Origin of the sequence: Sphingobacterium sp. UBA3519 (genome assembly GCF_002377215.1) — a bacterium.
GTDB lineage: Bacteria > Bacteroidota > Bacteroidia > Sphingobacteriales > Sphingobacteriaceae > Sphingobacterium > Sphingobacterium multivorum.
This window is the reverse complement of the sequence record NZ_DFPI01000003.1, coordinates 1-15,246: the sequence shown is the minus strand read 5'-3', so window position 1 is coordinate 15,246 and position 15,246 is coordinate 1. Positions and strand designations below refer to the sequence as shown.

13 protein-coding genes and 2 pseudogenes are annotated in these 15,246 nt (G+C 39.7%); 7 read left to right on the top strand and 8 right to left on the bottom strand.

Going from position 1 to position 15,246, the window contains the following annotated elements:
* Window positions 1-85 precede the first annotated feature (85 nt).
* Complete coding sequence (locus B3297_RS01425) at window positions 86-1,030, top strand: aldo/keto reductase (protein WP_070561067.1); 945 nt, start codon at window positions 86-88, stop codon at window positions 1,028-1,030.
* Window positions 1,031-1,170: 140 nt separating this feature from the next.
* Window positions 1,171-2,886, top strand: a complete 1,716-nt coding sequence (locus B3297_RS01420; protein WP_070561066.1) for a hypothetical protein — start codon at window positions 1,171-1,173, stop codon at window positions 2,884-2,886.
* A gap of 45 nt (window positions 2,887-2,931) precedes the next feature.
* On the opposite strand, the gene B3297_RS01415 is transcribed toward B3297_RS01420, so the two are convergent.
* Together B3297_RS01415 and B3297_RS01410 are read right to left on the bottom strand one after the other, a co-directional pair.
* Complete coding sequence (locus tag B3297_RS01415) at window positions 2,932-3,663, bottom strand: DUF3667 domain-containing protein (RefSeq protein WP_236560211.1); 732 nt, start codon at window positions 3,661-3,663, stop codon at window positions 2,932-2,934.
* Between the two features lie 86 nt (window positions 3,664-3,749).
* Window positions 3,750-4,556: a DUF5694 domain-containing protein gene (locus B3297_RS01410; protein ID WP_070561200.1), complete on the bottom strand. Its 807-nt coding sequence runs from the start codon at window positions 4,554-4,556 to the stop codon at window positions 3,750-3,752.
* 150 nt (window positions 4,557-4,706) lie between these two features.
* On the opposite strand from B3297_RS01410, the gene B3297_RS01405 reads away from it, so the two are divergent.
* Window positions 4,707-5,462 (top strand): response regulator transcription factor, encoded by a 756-nt coding sequence (locus B3297_RS01405; protein WP_070561065.1) that lies wholly within the window; start codon window positions 4,707-4,709, stop codon window positions 5,460-5,462.
* 59 nt (window positions 5,463-5,521) lie between these two features.
* Here the strand turns inward: B3297_RS01405 and msrB are convergent, their stop codons facing one another.
* The 5 genes and pseudogenes from msrB to B3297_RS01385 form a co-directional block, all read right to left on the bottom strand.
* The gene (gene msrB, locus B3297_RS24700; RefSeq protein ID WP_349676162.1) at window positions 5,522-5,941 is read right to left on the bottom strand and encodes a peptide-methionine (R)-S-oxide reductase MsrB; all 420 of its coding nucleotides are present in this window, start codon (window positions 5,939-5,941) and stop codon (window positions 5,522-5,524) included.
* Between the two features lie 108 nt (window positions 5,942-6,049).
* Window positions 6,050-6,517 (bottom strand): annotated as a pseudogene (msrA, locus tag B3297_RS24695) (peptide-methionine (S)-S-oxide reductase MsrA); the annotation flags it as partial.
* Window positions 6,518-6,804: 287 nt separating this feature from the next.
* Window positions 6,805-7,875, bottom strand: coding sequence for a transketolase C-terminal domain-containing protein (locus tag B3297_RS01395; RefSeq protein WP_286778302.1), 1,071 nt, complete (start codon window positions 7,873-7,875; stop codon window positions 6,805-6,807).
* Window positions 7,876-7,929: 54 nt separating this feature from the next.
* A pseudogene (locus B3297_RS01390) lies at window positions 7,930-8,022 on the bottom strand (1-deoxy-D-xylulose-5-phosphate synthase N-terminal domain-containing protein); the annotation flags it as partial.
* Window positions 8,023-8,074: 52 nt separating this feature from the next.
* Window positions 8,075-8,725, bottom strand: coding sequence for a 1-deoxy-D-xylulose-5-phosphate synthase N-terminal domain-containing protein (locus tag B3297_RS01385; protein WP_286778301.1), 651 nt, complete (start codon window positions 8,723-8,725; stop codon window positions 8,075-8,077).
* Window positions 8,726-8,783: 58 nt separating this feature from the next.
* Here B3297_RS01385 and B3297_RS01380 point away from each other — a divergent pair, with 58 nt between their 5' ends.
* The 3 genes from B3297_RS01380 (at window position 8,784) to B3297_RS01370 (ending at window position 12,309) form a co-directional block, all read left to right on the top strand.
* The gene (locus B3297_RS01380; protein ID WP_070561063.1) at window positions 8,784-10,199 is read left to right on the top strand and encodes a PLP-dependent aminotransferase family protein; all 1,416 of its coding nucleotides are present in this window, start codon (window positions 8,784-8,786) and stop codon (window positions 10,197-10,199) included.
* A gap of 85 nt (window positions 10,200-10,284) precedes the next feature.
* Window positions 10,285-10,800, top strand: coding sequence for an N-acetyltransferase (locus tag B3297_RS01375; protein ID WP_070561062.1), 516 nt, complete (start codon window positions 10,285-10,287; stop codon window positions 10,798-10,800).
* 210 nt (window positions 10,801-11,010) lie between these two features.
* Window positions 11,011-12,309, top strand: a complete 1,299-nt coding sequence (locus tag B3297_RS01370) for a hypothetical protein (RefSeq protein ID WP_070561061.1) — start codon at window positions 11,011-11,013, stop codon at window positions 12,307-12,309.
* 151 nt (window positions 12,310-12,460) lie between these two features.
* Here the strand turns inward: B3297_RS01370 and B3297_RS01365 are convergent, their stop codons facing one another.
* Complete coding sequence (locus B3297_RS01365; protein WP_070561060.1) at window positions 12,461-12,862, bottom strand: helix-turn-helix domain-containing protein; 402 nt, start codon at window positions 12,860-12,862, stop codon at window positions 12,461-12,463.
* 925 nt (window positions 12,863-13,787) lie between these two features.
* On the opposite strand from B3297_RS01365, the gene B3297_RS01360 reads away from it, so the two are divergent.
* Complete coding sequence (locus B3297_RS01360; RefSeq protein ID WP_201639170.1) at window positions 13,788-15,128, top strand: M60 family metallopeptidase; 1,341 nt, start codon at window positions 13,788-13,790, stop codon at window positions 15,126-15,128.
* The last annotated feature ends 118 nt before the right edge of the window (window positions 15,129-15,246 follow it).

Here is a 15,246-nt window from a genome sequence, read left to right as displayed (position 1 = left end):
GATACCGTAACTTTAGCTTGAGCTTTTCAGCTGGAAAGGCATAGCTATTTTTTTATTTAAAGGAACAATAAAATAGATAATTTCAATGAAGAAGGTAGAAATACAGCACACAGATTTGCAGATAGCTCCAATTAATTTTGGTGGGAATGTTTTTGGCTGGACATTAAATGAGCAGCAATCGTTTGAAATGTTAGATAAATTTGTAGGAGCAGGGTTTAATTTTATTGATACGGCAGACACCTATTCGTGGTGGGTAAATGGAACCGGAGGGCAGTCCGAAGAAATTATTGGAAAATGGTTAAAAAGCCGTGGTAACCGTCAAAATATAGTAATTGCAACAAAAGTCGGATCGGAGACCAAGGAACACGGATATGATATCTCAAGGAAACATATCTTGAAATCGGCTGATGAATCATTACGACGGTTGGGAGTAGATCATATAGATCTATACTATACCCACTTTGACGATAACATAACCCCCGTGGAAGAGACGTTGTCGGCTTATGCGGACTTAATAGAGGCAGGCAAGGTACGTTATATCGCCGCTTCCAATCTATCGCCAGCGCGTTTAACGGAAAGCTTTGATGTAGCAGAGAAAAACGGTCTTCCCAAATATGTTGCGTTGCAACCGCATTACAATTTGGTAGAGCGTGCAGGTTTTGAAACAGATTATGCGGGCTTGGTCGAGAAGTATGGGTTGAGTGTATTTCCATATTGGTCGCTTGCAGCAGGTTTCTTGACCGGTAAATACCGTACTGAAACTGACTTTGATAAAACGGCAAGGGGCGGTGGGATCAAAAAATATTTTGATGCTAAAGGTAAAGCTGTCCTGAAAGCGCTCGATGCTATCTCCGAGAAGCATGAGACAAAACAGGCTACTGTAGCATTAGCATGGTTGTTGGCTAAACCGCTGATTACCGCTCCCATTGTGAGTGCCACAAGTGAGCGTCAATTGGATACGCTATGTGCGGCGCCGGCTCTTAAGTTGGATACAGAAGATATCGAATTATTAAACGAGGTCAGCAATTAAAATACCGGTAAAAGAGCAATCACAAAATCCCTACATTTCTGAGGGATTTTGTTTTTATTGAGAAGTCGTTCTTGATAGACGGTGGAGATAGCTTATGTATTTTAACAAGTTTATCGTAAATTGGACGCTAAATTGATCTTATGAAACGGTTCCTGATATTATTTTCTTTTATGCTTTTTGGCAGAAGTTATGCGCAAATGCCTACACCTTATGAACGGGGCAATGGTAATCAATCCACAACATTTGAAGAAATGCGGGCCTACTATCAGGAATTGGCGGAGAAATATACATCAATTCATTATGAAACAAAGGGAGAAGACGATAACAATAAACCAATAGATGTGGTCGTATTTAATCCGTTTGGAAAGACACTGGAAGTCGCTAGGAAAGGGAAGTGTATTTTATTGGTCAACAACGGTATTCATCCCGGAGAACCCGATGGTATTGATGCCACTATGATGCTCATGCGGGATTTGGCGACAGGAAAGGTAAAGGCACCTCAAAATGTTATCGTTGTTGCGCTCGCGAGTTACAATGTCAGTGGGATGTTAAATCGTGGGAGCTTTTCCCGAGCTAACCAAAATGGCCCTGAAGAGTATGGCTTTCGTGGAAATGCAAGGCATTATGACTTAAATAGGGATTTTATTAAGACAGACACTAAAAACTCGCGCAGTTTTCAGCAGATTTTCCACTGGGTCAAGCCGGATGTTTTTATCGATAATCATGTGAGCAATGGGGCCGATTATCAGTACACTTTTACTTATATCTCAACAAACAAAGAACGTCTGGGAAACCTTTTAGGTAATTATTTTAATAACAACATGCAAAAAACCTTACTGAAAGATCTCCAGGAGAAAGGGTTTATGTCTGTTCCCTATGTTAACATCCACAACGATGTACCTGATGGTGGTTTTCCAACTTTTATGGATTCGCCAAGATATGCAACAGGTTACACCAGTCTATTTAATGTCATCGGAACCGTGGTGGAAACACATATGTTGAAACCTTATCAAGAACGTGTCAAAGCGACTTATGATTATATGCGTTGTAATCTGGATTTTATGGAACAGCATTATAAGGAGATTAAACAAAAAAGAACTGAAAACCTCAAGCAATATCAAATAGGGGATAAATATGCCATAGCATGGAAGCTTGATTCATCGAAATATGAACCACTGGACTTTAAGGGCTTCGAGGCAAAATATAAGCCGAGCGATGTCTCCTCGAAAGATAGATTGTGGTATGATAGAAACGCTAAGTTTTCAAAACAAGTTAAGTTATATAATACCTATGTTCCGACAAAAGAAGTAACTATTCCATCGTATTATGTCATTCCGCAGTCTGAATGGGAAATTGTTAACTTGCTAACACTCAATCAGATCAAAATGATTCCGCTAAAACAAGATACGGTAATAGCGGTGGAACAGTATCGAATTAAGGATTTCAAGACAACTTCAAGTCCTTATGAAGGGCATTATTTACATTTTGATACCAGCCTCCTCCGGGAATCCAATAAGGTAAACTTTCGTGCTGGTGATTATTTAGTCCCCTTGAATCAGGACGGTGTAAAGTTCTTGCTGGAAACTTTAGAACCTGAAGCAATAGACTCTTATTTTAATTGGAATTTCTTTGATGCGATCTTAGGACAGAAAGAATATTATTCAGCATATGTTTTTGAAGATACAGCAGCCAAACTTCTAAAAGAGAATAAAGATTTAAGAGCTGCCTTTGAACGCGAGAAGATGAACAACCCTAAACTTGCTGCGAGTAGTAGTGCGCAGCTGGATTGGATATACAAACATTCACCTTACTATGAAGAGTCACATCTTCTTTATCCTATTTATCGCATCAATTGATCACGGTGATTTTTGATACACAAGGCTGCGTTCGTTACAATATGGCTATCTTATAAGTATATCCAGGGTAATACCAATGAACATTATGACGATCAAATAGGAGATAAAGCCTATTATTAAAGCGGCAAATGCTTTGAAATAGCTGATCTTTTTAGTCTTATCAAAAAACTGTCCCATGGCCCAGGAGTAATATGCAAAGGTCACCAATGTTGCGTATAAGATAAAACGCTGGTGGGTTATACCATCAATTATTGCAAAAAAAGCATAAATTAACATCGCCATCCCCATAATAAAACATAATAAGATGATGATTTCAAAAAGATTATAGCCGTATTTTTTAAAGAATAATTTAGTCCAAAGGGCGATAAAGAATCCCATGATAATGTTAGCATAACCATAATGATCTTGTAGCCATCGGAAGATGTGGGTCGTGATGATGAGTTTACTTTCAATACCATGGCTGTCGATTGACTGCATATACCGTTCTTCAGTATGGAAAAAGTGGGCAATAATTGAGTACACTAAAGAGGTTACTATAACAAAAATAATAGGTTTGACCAGCCGGCTACGATTCTCAGAAATGTAGTTTTGCACATTCTTCCCCGGCGCTGTTACCAATCCGCTAATGGTATAGAGAATGCCGCGTTCAAAGTGAAGCACATGTTCTATTTCATGGGTGATATAATGCGCATCTATTCTTTTCAGCGTTGCAGGTTGGCCACAATCGGGACAAAATTTTGACGTAATGTCTGTACCGCAGTTTTTGCAAGTTATCATGTTGAAGTTTTTCTTTAGGTAATTAAGGTTAGGTACTCTATATCATTTTTAAAGCCTATAAAGGCAAACTTTCTTTACGGACCATTTTATTGGAGGTATTCAGCAACTTCCACAAGCTTGTATTTGGGGCTCCGTTGCAAAAACTCACCAAGAAAAGCTGCGTGAGTAGCACCGGTGATCAGCAAAATACGATCTTGCGCCGTGACAGGGATCTGATTTAAATTGGAGAGTATCCGTAGATTTCTTCCGTAAAATTTAGTGGCTTCGTCTGCTCCTTCAAAATTACCTTTTGTACTACTGTAGGTTAAGATATCAGCGTTTACATTGATAAATTTTTGCAGGGTCTCTTTGTGATTAAATACCTTTAATTTATCTAAAATGGAGAGTTGGTCAATATGGGTGAATTCCTTCATGATTTTTCCCATGTAGTTTTTATACGTTACAGTATCCACCTGGTTCTCCAGTTCATTGGCAATGTTGTAATTATATGCTGCAGTTTGTTGTTCATCAATTCCATAAATTGTTTTTACCCCTGCAAGTTTGCCAACTTCATAAGCGATTAACGCTATTTCACCACCAAACTTAGCTTTATGGCCTTTGTCGTCGATAAAAGATCTGTAGTCACTGTTCAATTCTTTGTTTTTTTCAGAAATGACTTCTACGCAAATGATGGTTGGTTTAAAATCAGCCAACAGTTTGGCTACATGATAAGTTTCTCTTCTGTTTTTTTGATCTTTTTCATCAAATTCTACTTTATGGGCATCAGGGGTATAGCTCATGTGAAATGTCCCAAAATTTAAAACTTCGATTTTCTGCTGTGCGTAGCTGTTCCCAAAAAATAAGACCCCAAGGGCGATTCCAATATTTCGAATCTGTATAGTTTTAATAAGCATCTGTGTAAGAAATGGATTTATGTTTTTTCCGGCTTTTCGTTCAGTTAGCTGTATTTTTCTAGCTGTTTTGTCCAAAAGTATTACAGTTTGTCCAAATAAAAGCTACACTTGAGTGTAGTTTTATTTAACTTCGAAACTTAGAATTTCGTTATGGATTTTAACGCGCTATTTTCACAAAAAAATAATGTTGATCGTCTTTCAGAAAAGGACATCCTGCAGACGCATGGCTATATTGAGCTTGTCAAAGCTTTCTCACGAATTACTTACCAGAGTATCTATCTAATCGATTATCAGGCCAAAAGCTTTGAGTTTGTTTCAGACAACCCGCTGTTTCTCGCTGGTTTAACAGCCACAGAGGTGATGGAAATGGGCTATGGCTTTTATCAAAAATATGTTCCGTCCGATGATTTCCGGATGCTCATTACGATTAACGAAGCGGGGTTCAGTTTTTACGAAAAAATACCCATAGAGGAACGGAAGCTTTACGTTATATCGTATGATTTTCAGATACAAAATGCGCATAACAAATTTATTTTGATTAATCATAAACTGACGCCGGTTTTTTTGACAGAAGAGGGGAAAATATGGAAGGCAATTTGTATCGTATCTTTATCCACCAATGTGTCTTCGGGCAACGTGACGATCGAAAAGTTCCACTCCAACTTAGTTTGGGAGTTGGATCTGTTGACTGGGAGATGGAACTCCCAAAAAAAGATTAACCTTACCGAACGTGAAATAGAAATTTTACGCTTTTATCATCGCGGTCTGACCATTCATGAAACTTCCGAAAAAATTTTCGTTTCCATTGACACGGTGAAATTTCATCGGCGAAAATTATTTGAAAAACTGGGGGTAAGTAACATGAATGAAGCATTGGTTTATGCATTGAATAATAGGTTATTGTAACGATGGCTTGACGGATGTTGAAATGTTCAGGGCAAGCGCCTCAATCGAGGCGCTGCAGATTATTTTTTTACCAATAGGGGCAAGTACTTCTCGTAGCCCTGTGCTTTCATCTTGTCTTTTGGAATAAATCGAAGTGAAGCACTGTTTATACAATAGCGTAGACCACCTTTATCTGCGGGTCCATCGTTAAAAACATGGCCGAGGTGTGCATCACCAGTTTTGCTGCGTACTTCCGTTCTGCGCATCCCGTACGAATTGTCGGCGTGTTCTTGAATCAAGCTATCGCTAATTGGTTTGGAAAAACTTGGCCATCCACAGCCCGATTCAAATTTATCTGTTGAGACAAATAAGGGTTCTCCAGTTGTGATATCGACATAAATGCCTTCCCTAAATTCGTCATTATAGGCGTTGTCAAATGCGCGCTCTGTTGCACTGTTTTGTGTAACATCGTATTGCAATGGAGTTAACTCCTTCTTCAAGGTCTCCTTGTCAGCTTTTTTATACCTGTTCTCAATGTTCACTTTCGCTTTTTCGGGGTTGGCATTTCGTGCAAGTTCAAATAAATCAGGGCTTATATGGCAATAACCACCGGGGTTTTTGTCCAGGTATTTTTGATGATAAGCTTCAGCATTATAGTAATTCTGTAAAGGTTCTATTTCCACCACTATTTTGCTCCTGTATTGACTTGCTAAAGCAGCTATTTGCTCTTTGATAACAGCAGCATCGTCGGCATTGGTATAATAGATGCCTGTACGGTATTGCGTACCGATATCGTTGCCTTGTTTATTCAGTGAAGTTGGGTCAATTGTTTTGAAGAAAAGGTCTACGAGCAGCTTTAGATCGACAAGCGCTGGGTCGAAGTTTACCTTTACGGTTTCGGCAAACCCGGACGTTCCTGTCGAAACTTGTGCATAAGAAGGGTGCTGAAGGTTTCCATTGGCATAGCCAACTTCCGTTGCGGTGACCCCGCGCACTTGTTTAAAGAAGTGCTCAGTTCCCCAGAAGCATCCTCCTGCAAAATAGACAACATGATCTTTTTGATTTGTAGTATTCATAGTATTTTGTGTTGACGGTTTTAAGTCTTTCCCTTTTTGTGAAAAGCAAACCTTGCTGATCAGAAATAAGCCGGTCGCTATAGCAAGGAGGACGAATAAGTGTTTCATGGTATGGATTGCTACATGAAAGAAACAACATTGTTTCTTTCATGTAGGCTACAAACACCGTACCTTTCTGGATGTTTAACTTAGAAGATATAAACAGTTTTGACTCTAATAGATTCTTTTTACAATTGGAAGACGAAATAAGTCTATGAAAGGTATGTCCTGACAAAAAGACCTTTTAGCTAAACTTCGCCAGCTGTATCTCTGTGTAGCTGTCTCACTGTGGCTATAATAGCCTGTTTGTCGTAGTAATAAAGTTGGTGAAGCTGTTGCTGTGTACCCTGTACTGCGAACGAGTCGGGCAAACCAAGACGTTTTAACGTAGCCGAGTAACCATGTTCCACCATAAATTCAAGCACTGCGGTGCCCACTCCACCTGCGATACATCCATCTTCGATGGTGATGATAGACGAATATGATTGGAATACCTCATGTAATAACGCTTCGTCGAGCGGTTTAAAAAACCGGAGATCATAGTGCCCGACGTGGATGTCCTCCTGGAGCAGCTCGCAGCAGGCGTCCTGTGCATATTGACCAACGGGTCCAAGAGAGAGTAGGGCAATGTCTTTACCTGAACAAAGTCTTCTTCCTTTTCCCATTTCAAGTCTTTTATATTTGTCGGATTGCTTCTCTTGGTTACCTCGACCTTTTGGGTAGCGGATTGCAAACGGTCCGTCGAGAGCGATGTCCTGAGCCGTGAACAACAAATTTTTAAAGTCTGTAAGCGTCATGGGGGAAGCGCCCGTAATGTTGGGTATGCATCGGAGAAAAGCAATGTCGAATGCCCCCTGATGAGTGGGGCCGTCGGGACCGACAACACCGGCCCTGTCAATACAGAACACGACTGGCAATTTCTGCAAAGCGACGTCGTGGATAAGCTGATCATAGGCGCGTTGTAAGAATGTCGAATAGATAAAGCAGAAAGGAAGTAGTCCATCGGCAGCAAGGCCAGCAGAAAAAGTAAGGGCATGCTGTTCGCAGATACCAACATCAAAAACACGGTTGGGCATCTGCTGTTTCATTGCGGTTAGCCTGCTGCCGGAAAGCATCGCTGGGCTAATAGCCATAATACGACTATTCCTTCGGGCCAGCTGTGTCAGCGTTTCGCCCAGCACCTGCTGAAAAGTCTCGTTGTGGAGTTGCGGTAGCTGGTGTTCTAACCGTTCACCTGTCAGTTTGTCGAATTTCCCCGTGGCATGCCATTCTGCCTTATTTAACATGGCCGGTGCAAAACCTTTTCCTTTCTGCGTCACACAATGTACTATTTTGGGCCCCATTATATGCTTCAACTGCTCGAATATTTTGATAAGCTTATGGAGATTATGCCCATCCACTGGTCCAAAATAACGTATACCTAAGGCCTCAAAAATATTGCTTGAAGCAAGTAGTCCCGTTTTTATCAGTTTCTCTATTTTTCTAATCGCAGCAATTGACCATTGTGCCCGATCCTTATTACGCGACAGCAGCTTTGATCTGTGATTTGAACTGATTATAGGCTTGCCCCGAGGTCAGGTCGGTCAGATAATTTTGTAGCGCTCCCGTACCGGCATCAATAGACATATTGTTGTCATTTAATATAATCAATAGGTCGGGCTGCTCGAAACCAATATTATTTAAAGCTTCGAATGCTAGACCGGCAGTCATGGCGCCGTCACCGATAACAGCGATGTGTTGACGGTTATGATCACCCTTATACCTGGCCGCGCAGGCCATACCCAGAATTGCTGATAAGGATGTGGATGAATGACCAGTACCAAAGGCGTCAAAGTTATTTTCTTCCATAACAGGAAATCCGCTGATGCCATGTAGAAGCCTGTTCGAATGGAAGCGAGGCGCTCTACCTGTGATTAATTTATGGACATAAGCCTGATGACCAACGTCCCATATCAATTTATCCTCAGGGGTGTTAAACACATAATGTATTGCTATGGTAAGTTCTACAACACTAAGGCTTGAACTAAAATGACCGCCATGTGTAGCAATATGGTCAATGAGGAGGTTCCTTAATTCCTGACCTAATTCGGGTAATACCTCCTGTGGAAGAGCTCGTAATTCACTGGGGCTGTTGATTTGATAATTACCTGTCATTTCTTTTTTAGACAAATTTAGATTGATTAGATTTGCGATACAGGTACAGTATAGGTAAAAGTGATCAATACAGATGAAGAACTATAAATTTGAAATCTTTACACAGGCAATCGAGAAAAATATAAAATCAGGGGTCTATAAACCCGGACAAAAGCTACCTTCAGTACGTGATTTTAAAGATTATTATGGTTTAAGTATGAGTACTGTTCAAGCTGGATACGAATATCTTATGATTCGTGGCCTAGTGGAAAGCGTTCCGAAATCTGGCTACTATGTCAGTGCGAAAAATGAAATGCTGGCAGAACCAGGAGGGCATGGTCGTCCACCAATAGTAAGGGATGCTGTCTTTGAACAAAGGCTGGGCCTGACAACAGCGTCACCTTTGGGGCGGGGTTTTTCGGAATTTAATGTTGCGGCTCCAGGGGATCTCCTTGTTCCGCAAAAACTTTTACTTCGGACGATGCAACAGGTCATTCGGGAACTAGGGGCAGGATTGCTACGCTATTATCCGTCTAATGGCTCTGTACAATTGAAGGACAACATTGTCAGCCGTGCGGCCTCTCATCAGACCTTGCTGCATACAGATGAACTGCTGATCACAGATGGCGCTTTACAGGCCTTGTATATCGCCTTGGCAGCCGTATGCGAAGCCGGAGATATTGTTGCTGTGGAAAGTCCATGTGTATTTTCTGTATTGGAGGTCATTCGGGTGCTCAAACTGCGTGTCATTGAAGTTCCTGTTCTGACTAAAGAAGGCTTCGATATTGATTTTTTTAGAAGAGCATGTCAAAGAAGTGCTGTAAAAGCCGTCGTGCTAACACCGAATTTTCATAATCCAACAGGTATTTTGCTTGCAGATGAACAGAAAATTGCTTTATTGGCGATTGCTCATCAATATCATGTTGCTGTTATCGAGAACGATATATATGGCGACCTAAACTTTCACGGGAGTAGACCATCTACTTTAAAACAATTTGATGAAAGCGGATTGGTGATGACTTATTCATCTTATTCAAAAACCCTGGCACCTGGAATTCGACTGGGCTGGTTAAGCACAGGGCTATTTCTGAAAGATGCCGAACAGATCAAGTTTGCGTTGGGCAGTACAGTTTCCCCTTTGAATCAGGAGACTGTAAGCCGTTTAATCGGCAGCAGTAGTTACGATCGGCATATTCGTTCACTGAAGATGCAACTGGCAAAAAATGCCTATCTAGCCACCAACCTAATCGCTTCCAGTTTTCCCGAACAAACCAAAGTGATTGCCCCGGCAGGTGGATATAGTCTTTGGGTTAAAATGCCCGAAAGTACAGATATGTCGGATTTTTATGCGCAATGTGAAAAAATTGGTGCGAGATTCACACCGGGTTATACGTTCTCTTTTGCGAATACTTTTGGACATTATTTTAGGTTGGTCATCGCGGATAAATTTTCTGATAAACGAATTGAAGCGATCCAGCATATAGGTCGGTATTTATGTGGGAACCTGTAGCTGTACTGATGCTAAATGAATAATGTGTATCGAATAATAGCAAGTGATAGCATGTACATTTGTTTGTTTAATAGGAGATGCATATATGAATATAGTTACAAAATTTACGGTGGCAACAGAGCAGGGAATTGAAGCGTTGTCGATGATCACCAAAACACTGGCGCTAGAAAAATTCGCCAACTTAGTGGAGCCAGCTGAACTGGAACATTACATCGCTGACAATTTTAATTCCAGAACACTTGTCAACGAAATAAACAGCATGTCAAACCAATGGCTGGTGGTGTATGCCGACGATCAACCAATGGGTTATGCAAGAATAACCTCGAAAGGGCAGAAACCGGATGCCCTGGCAGGTACACGTGCGATTCGAATCGCGGACTTTGGTGTCTGCCAACATGCAGCTCGGCAGCAAATGGAGACATCTTTAATGGACAAATGTCTTGCCGTCTGCAATCCCTATGACGTGATATGGGTGAATGAACCCATAATAAGTTCGTCGATAGGATTTTTTGAGCAGAATGGATTTATAAAACAGCCAGGGATTAGCAGATTCGAGGGATTGGCCTTGGAATCAGCAATATATCTTAAGGCGACCTCATAGTTCAAAGGAACTTTATCGTGAAGTTTAAACAAAGCATAATAATGTTTAGCAAAAAAAGTGCACAGATTAGTGCGCTTTTTTTTGTTTAATGATAGATATTTTAGTTTTATAATGTGTATTTTTAGTTTTTAAAAAGAAGGTGTTTGTCAAACTTTAACAATATCTTTAAACTAAAAAATATCGTTTATAATCCCTTTTCATAATTGTTTAATGAAGAAAATAGTTATAACGCTTCTATATCTTTGGTTCTGTGTATTCGCATTTGGGCAAGAATTTAAGGACATAAAGCCAGAGAGTATCGTTCAGTACTTTAGTGAAATTAAAACTGCGGCTAAGATTGGTTATTCGTTGTGGAATAGGGATTTATATGATAATATTATTTTGGTAAACCCTGATACGCGGCAGCTATTTAGTAATAACTCTGGTGCCGATAGTTCGTTTGTGCAATACAAAAATAGCTATATCGGTAAATTACCCGATAGTGTAAATATTGCCAATACATCTTTAACGTGGAATGGGCTTACTTGGGCGATGATTATGCTGCCTTTATCTAAAGATTATTATACACGGATCAATTTGTTGGCCCATGAATTGTTTCATTCAGCACAATCGGTTTTGGGATTTGTTCAAAATAACAGCGAAAGTATCCATCTCGACCAAGAGAATGGACGAATATATTTACGTTTAGAATTGGAAGCACTTAAAAAGGCGGTTTGTTCAGACGCGCAAGATGAACAACGAATGCATTTGAAGGGTGCTTTGATTTTTCGGAAGTATCGAAATTCACTTTTTCCAGGTTCTGCCCACATTGAAAACCAATTGGAGCTTAATGAAGGAATCGCAGAGTATACCGGGCTAATGATTAGTGGGAGAAACAAAGAAAAAACAAAAAAACATTTTACTAATGTTGTAGACAGATTTTTCTCGAATCCCACTTATGTAAGGTCTTTTGCCTATAATACCACGCCGATCTATGGTTATATAATGAGTTTAAAGGATCCGCTTTGGAACCAAAAGATTTCAGTAAATACGGATTTAACCGCATTTTTTATGCGCGAATTGAACATTGAGGTTCCGAAAGATCTTGCGGCAACAGTAAAAGTCATAGCAGCGAAGTATAACGGGAACCTGGTATTCAGAGAAGAGCGGCTACGTGCGGAAAAAATAAGAAAGCAAATCGCATTTTATCGTTCCTTGTTTGTAGACCAGCCTCATATGACTATAAAATTCGAGAAAATGAATGTGTCTTTTGATCCGAGAAATATCCTTCCAATCGCAGATTTGGGAACTGTTTATCCAACCATAAGGATTACTGATAACTGGGGGATTCTTGAAGTCAAAAGTGGAGCGCTTATGGGGCCCAATTGGGATAAAATAACAGTTAGTAGGCCTACAAAAATCGAAGGGCAACGCGTAGAGGGTGAGGGCTGGGTGATGCAACTCAAAGATCAGTATGCCGTGCAAAAGGACGAACCGCTGAATAACTACAGGCTTATCAAAAAGCAGTAGATACACTATCTTGATTTTTTGTACTATGCAGCTTTACCAAATCAGCATTAAATACTGGTAAATATAGGAATATCGCCCAAATTTCATAAAAAGCTTACCCTATGCTATTCAATTTTTAGCTATCGATCGGGAGATAGCTTCGAGTTATTTTTTAAATATAATCCAGCGCATTTAATGCCCTAAATTTTCGGGGACTCAGACCGGTATGCTTTTTTATAAACCGTGTTAATGATGCTGAAGAACTAAAACCATAATACGAAGTCAACTCTTTAATCGGAATTTCAGTGGTAGCAAGTTTTTTGGCAATCTCACTTGCGACAATTTCCTTGACGATCGTGCTGGGTGAAGTTTCACTGCTTGAAAGTGTCAATCGATGTAAGGCCATTCTTGAAACGTTGAGCTTTTTCAAGTAGAATTGGAGATCCCAGTGATTCTGAGGATACTGGTGAATGAGTTTTTTAAATTCTACTATAATGGGGTGTTCCGCTAGCGGTGCTGAATTTTGATCCAATTGATTTAATGTTTCTTTTTGTTCCTTTATGTTATTTTTCATGTTTTAAGATAATCGCTTGTTATTGATTCACTATAGTGTTCTGAGGCTATAGTTTAGATTAAATGTTTCATCAAACTTTTTTGAATACAAGCAAAATTAGGGTATTAATTTCATAGTGTACTTTTCGAAATTAACGATTCGCTTTTTAAAATTATAATTTTTTATAATTGATTCTGGTAAACTGAAGCGAAGCAGATTATCCTTTGAAAAATAGAAGGATAAATTAAAACTTGGCTCCGAGAAGAGAGAAATCGTTTTTTTGTTCTATTTTCTGATTTCATTTTTCTCTTGTTTTATTTTGTATTATTCTTTGTAATATAGGTTTTTACGTATGTTATCTTTATTAAAAATAAAACTATGAAATACGTTGATTATAACCTTTGGTTATACTGCTTTTTTTTAGGTTTTTTAGGATTCACGTCTAATTAATCCACTTCAAGTCATCTTCATCTATAATTTAATCATGGTTATTGAGATGATCATGCGCAGCTCCGCTAGTGCTGGATGATGGAGTGTTCGAGCGAATAGCGTTAGATCTGAGCGATTAGTTTGAATAACATCTAGCTTCTATCGCGGTACAGAATAAGGTTATTACTCGATTCTTGTCATTTTTTATAAAATATACTTTCTTTTGGGTTATTTGATGTTTGTCTAAGCGAAAAGGTTTTCGTTGATTGTGCAAACGTTTGATCTGAAGCAGTTGATTATTTTTCTGTACAATATATTATATCTTGCTTTAAGATTATGAACTAATACTTTACCGAAGGTGAAGAGAATTCTTTGTATGGATCATCTTGTTTCAAGTTTTGTGGAATCCTAAATCGATAAAAAAAATAAAAAACTTCGAAACAGCCGCTGAGGCTTTGTAGGATGATCGGAAGAAGTGCGGACAATTAATACAATTTATAAACTTTATTTAAAAATTATGAGAAAGACCGTGTTTTCCTTAATCACGATTTTAGTGATCGCTATGAGCATTTCCTGCCGGAAAGATGGCAGCTTAATGTACACCTTACCAAACGATACCGGCGCAGAATCCTTAGCAATAGCGGATTCGGTCCAACTATTCAACGTAAGTCCTTCGGCCGCAACGGAGGCTGATAGACTTCAATTTCGAGCGAATCACAATGAAATGCAAATGACCGGATTTTATGTGGCGCCAAACAGTACCATAACCATAAACGTAAAAGTCAACTCGGGTACTACAGCAGCACGCTTAGCGATCGGGACGCCTTTTAGAGATAATATTCGACCAGTCCGGCAGTATTTCAATCTCCAGGCAGGTACGCAAACTTTCACAGTGGATCAATACGGGGGATTGGTTTATGTGATTTATACAGCTGATAATTATACAACAACTGGAGAAATCGAGCTTTCTTTTGGCAATGGATTTATTCCGGTCCCTTACTTTCAAAAGGGGATAACCTCCCATGAGCAATGGGTAGCTACATTGGATTCGTTGAAAAGTACCGTTCCGGATGTCATCTTCTCGTCGGATCACACCATTATGGTAGCCAAAATTGCCGATGCCCTGTTGTACAGGGACGAAGATCAACAGCTGATTGTTAATAGACTGGATTCAATTATTGACTTTTCCAATCGGATCAGTGGCTTGAATGGTACCAGTGGAGTTCATGCGATACCTTACAATAAGCATCTGATTACCGTGAGGGATTCGAGTGCTGGAGGCTATATGGCAGCCGGTATTTCTATTTATTTTACCGATGCCTTATCTTATCGTATGTTGCAGCCAAAATATCTGTCCAATACAAATGGATGGGGAATATGGCATGAGGTCGGCCACACCTATCAACAAAAAGCTTGGACCTGGGGCAATCTGACAGAAACAACCGTGAATGTCTATTCCCTAGCCAGCGAAAGGGGATTTGGATTGCCGGTAAGTCGAGTGACAGCCAATAATTCCTGGCCTAAATTGACGACTTACTTTCAAAAAAATATCGCTGATCGTAACTTTAATTTGGGGGATAATGATTTGAAAATGATTATGTTTCATCAACTCTGGTTGGGATTTGGCGACGATTTTTACATCAAACTTAGCAAAACTACGCGCGAGAACAGGCCCGCAGTTTCGACAGATGCAGAGAAAATGCGCTATTTTATGCTGTCTGCATGTCAGATTGCTCAAAAAGATCTCTCGGATTTTTTTAGAAAATGGGGGTTTAAAGTTGATGAATCTGTCTATACAGCAATAGCTGATTTGAATTTGCCAGCGCCAATGCAGGATCTAACTACTTTAAGAGATTAAACATTCTTAAATACCCTGTTGGACAGGATAGACGGATAGAAACAAGTACGTTATCGCGGAAAAAAAATTAATCGTTGTTTTACAATAAAAACATGGAAACACTTGCGTCCTAAACGTT

Bases quoted from the DNA above. Each gene is read 5' to 3' on its own strand.
- B3297_RS01380 (WP_070561063.1), top strand. From the start codon at position 8,784: ATGAAGAACTATAAATTTGAAATCTTTACACAGGCAATCGAGAAAAAT.
- B3297_RS01365 (WP_070561060.1), bottom strand. From the start codon at position 12,862: ATGAAAAATAACATAAAGGAACAAAAAGAAACATTAAATCAATTGGAT.
- B3297_RS01420 (WP_070561066.1), top strand. From the start codon at position 1,171: ATGAAACGGTTCCTGATATTATTTTCTTTTATGCTTTTTGGCAGAAGT.
- B3297_RS01410 (WP_070561200.1), bottom strand. From the start codon at position 4,556: ATGCTTATTAAAACTATACAGATTCGAAATATTGGAATCGCCCTTGGG.
- B3297_RS01425 (WP_070561067.1), top strand. From the start codon at position 86: ATGAAGAAGGTAGAAATACAGCACACAGATTTGCAGATAGCTCCAATT.
- B3297_RS01360 (WP_201639170.1), top strand. From the start codon at position 13,788: ATGAGAAAGACCGTGTTTTCCTTAATCACGATTTTAGTGATCGCTATG.
- B3297_RS01415 (WP_236560211.1), bottom strand. From the start codon at position 3,663: ATGATAACTTGCAAAAACTGCGGTACAGACATTACGTCAAAATTTTGT.
- B3297_RS01370 (WP_070561061.1), top strand. From the start codon at position 11,011: ATGAAGAAAATAGTTATAACGCTTCTATATCTTTGGTTCTGTGTATTC.
- B3297_RS01405 (WP_070561065.1), top strand. From the start codon at position 4,707: ATGGATTTTAACGCGCTATTTTCACAAAAAAATAATGTTGATCGTCTT.
- B3297_RS01375 (WP_070561062.1), top strand. From the start codon at position 10,285: ATGAATATAGTTACAAAATTTACGGTGGCAACAGAGCAGGGAATTGAA.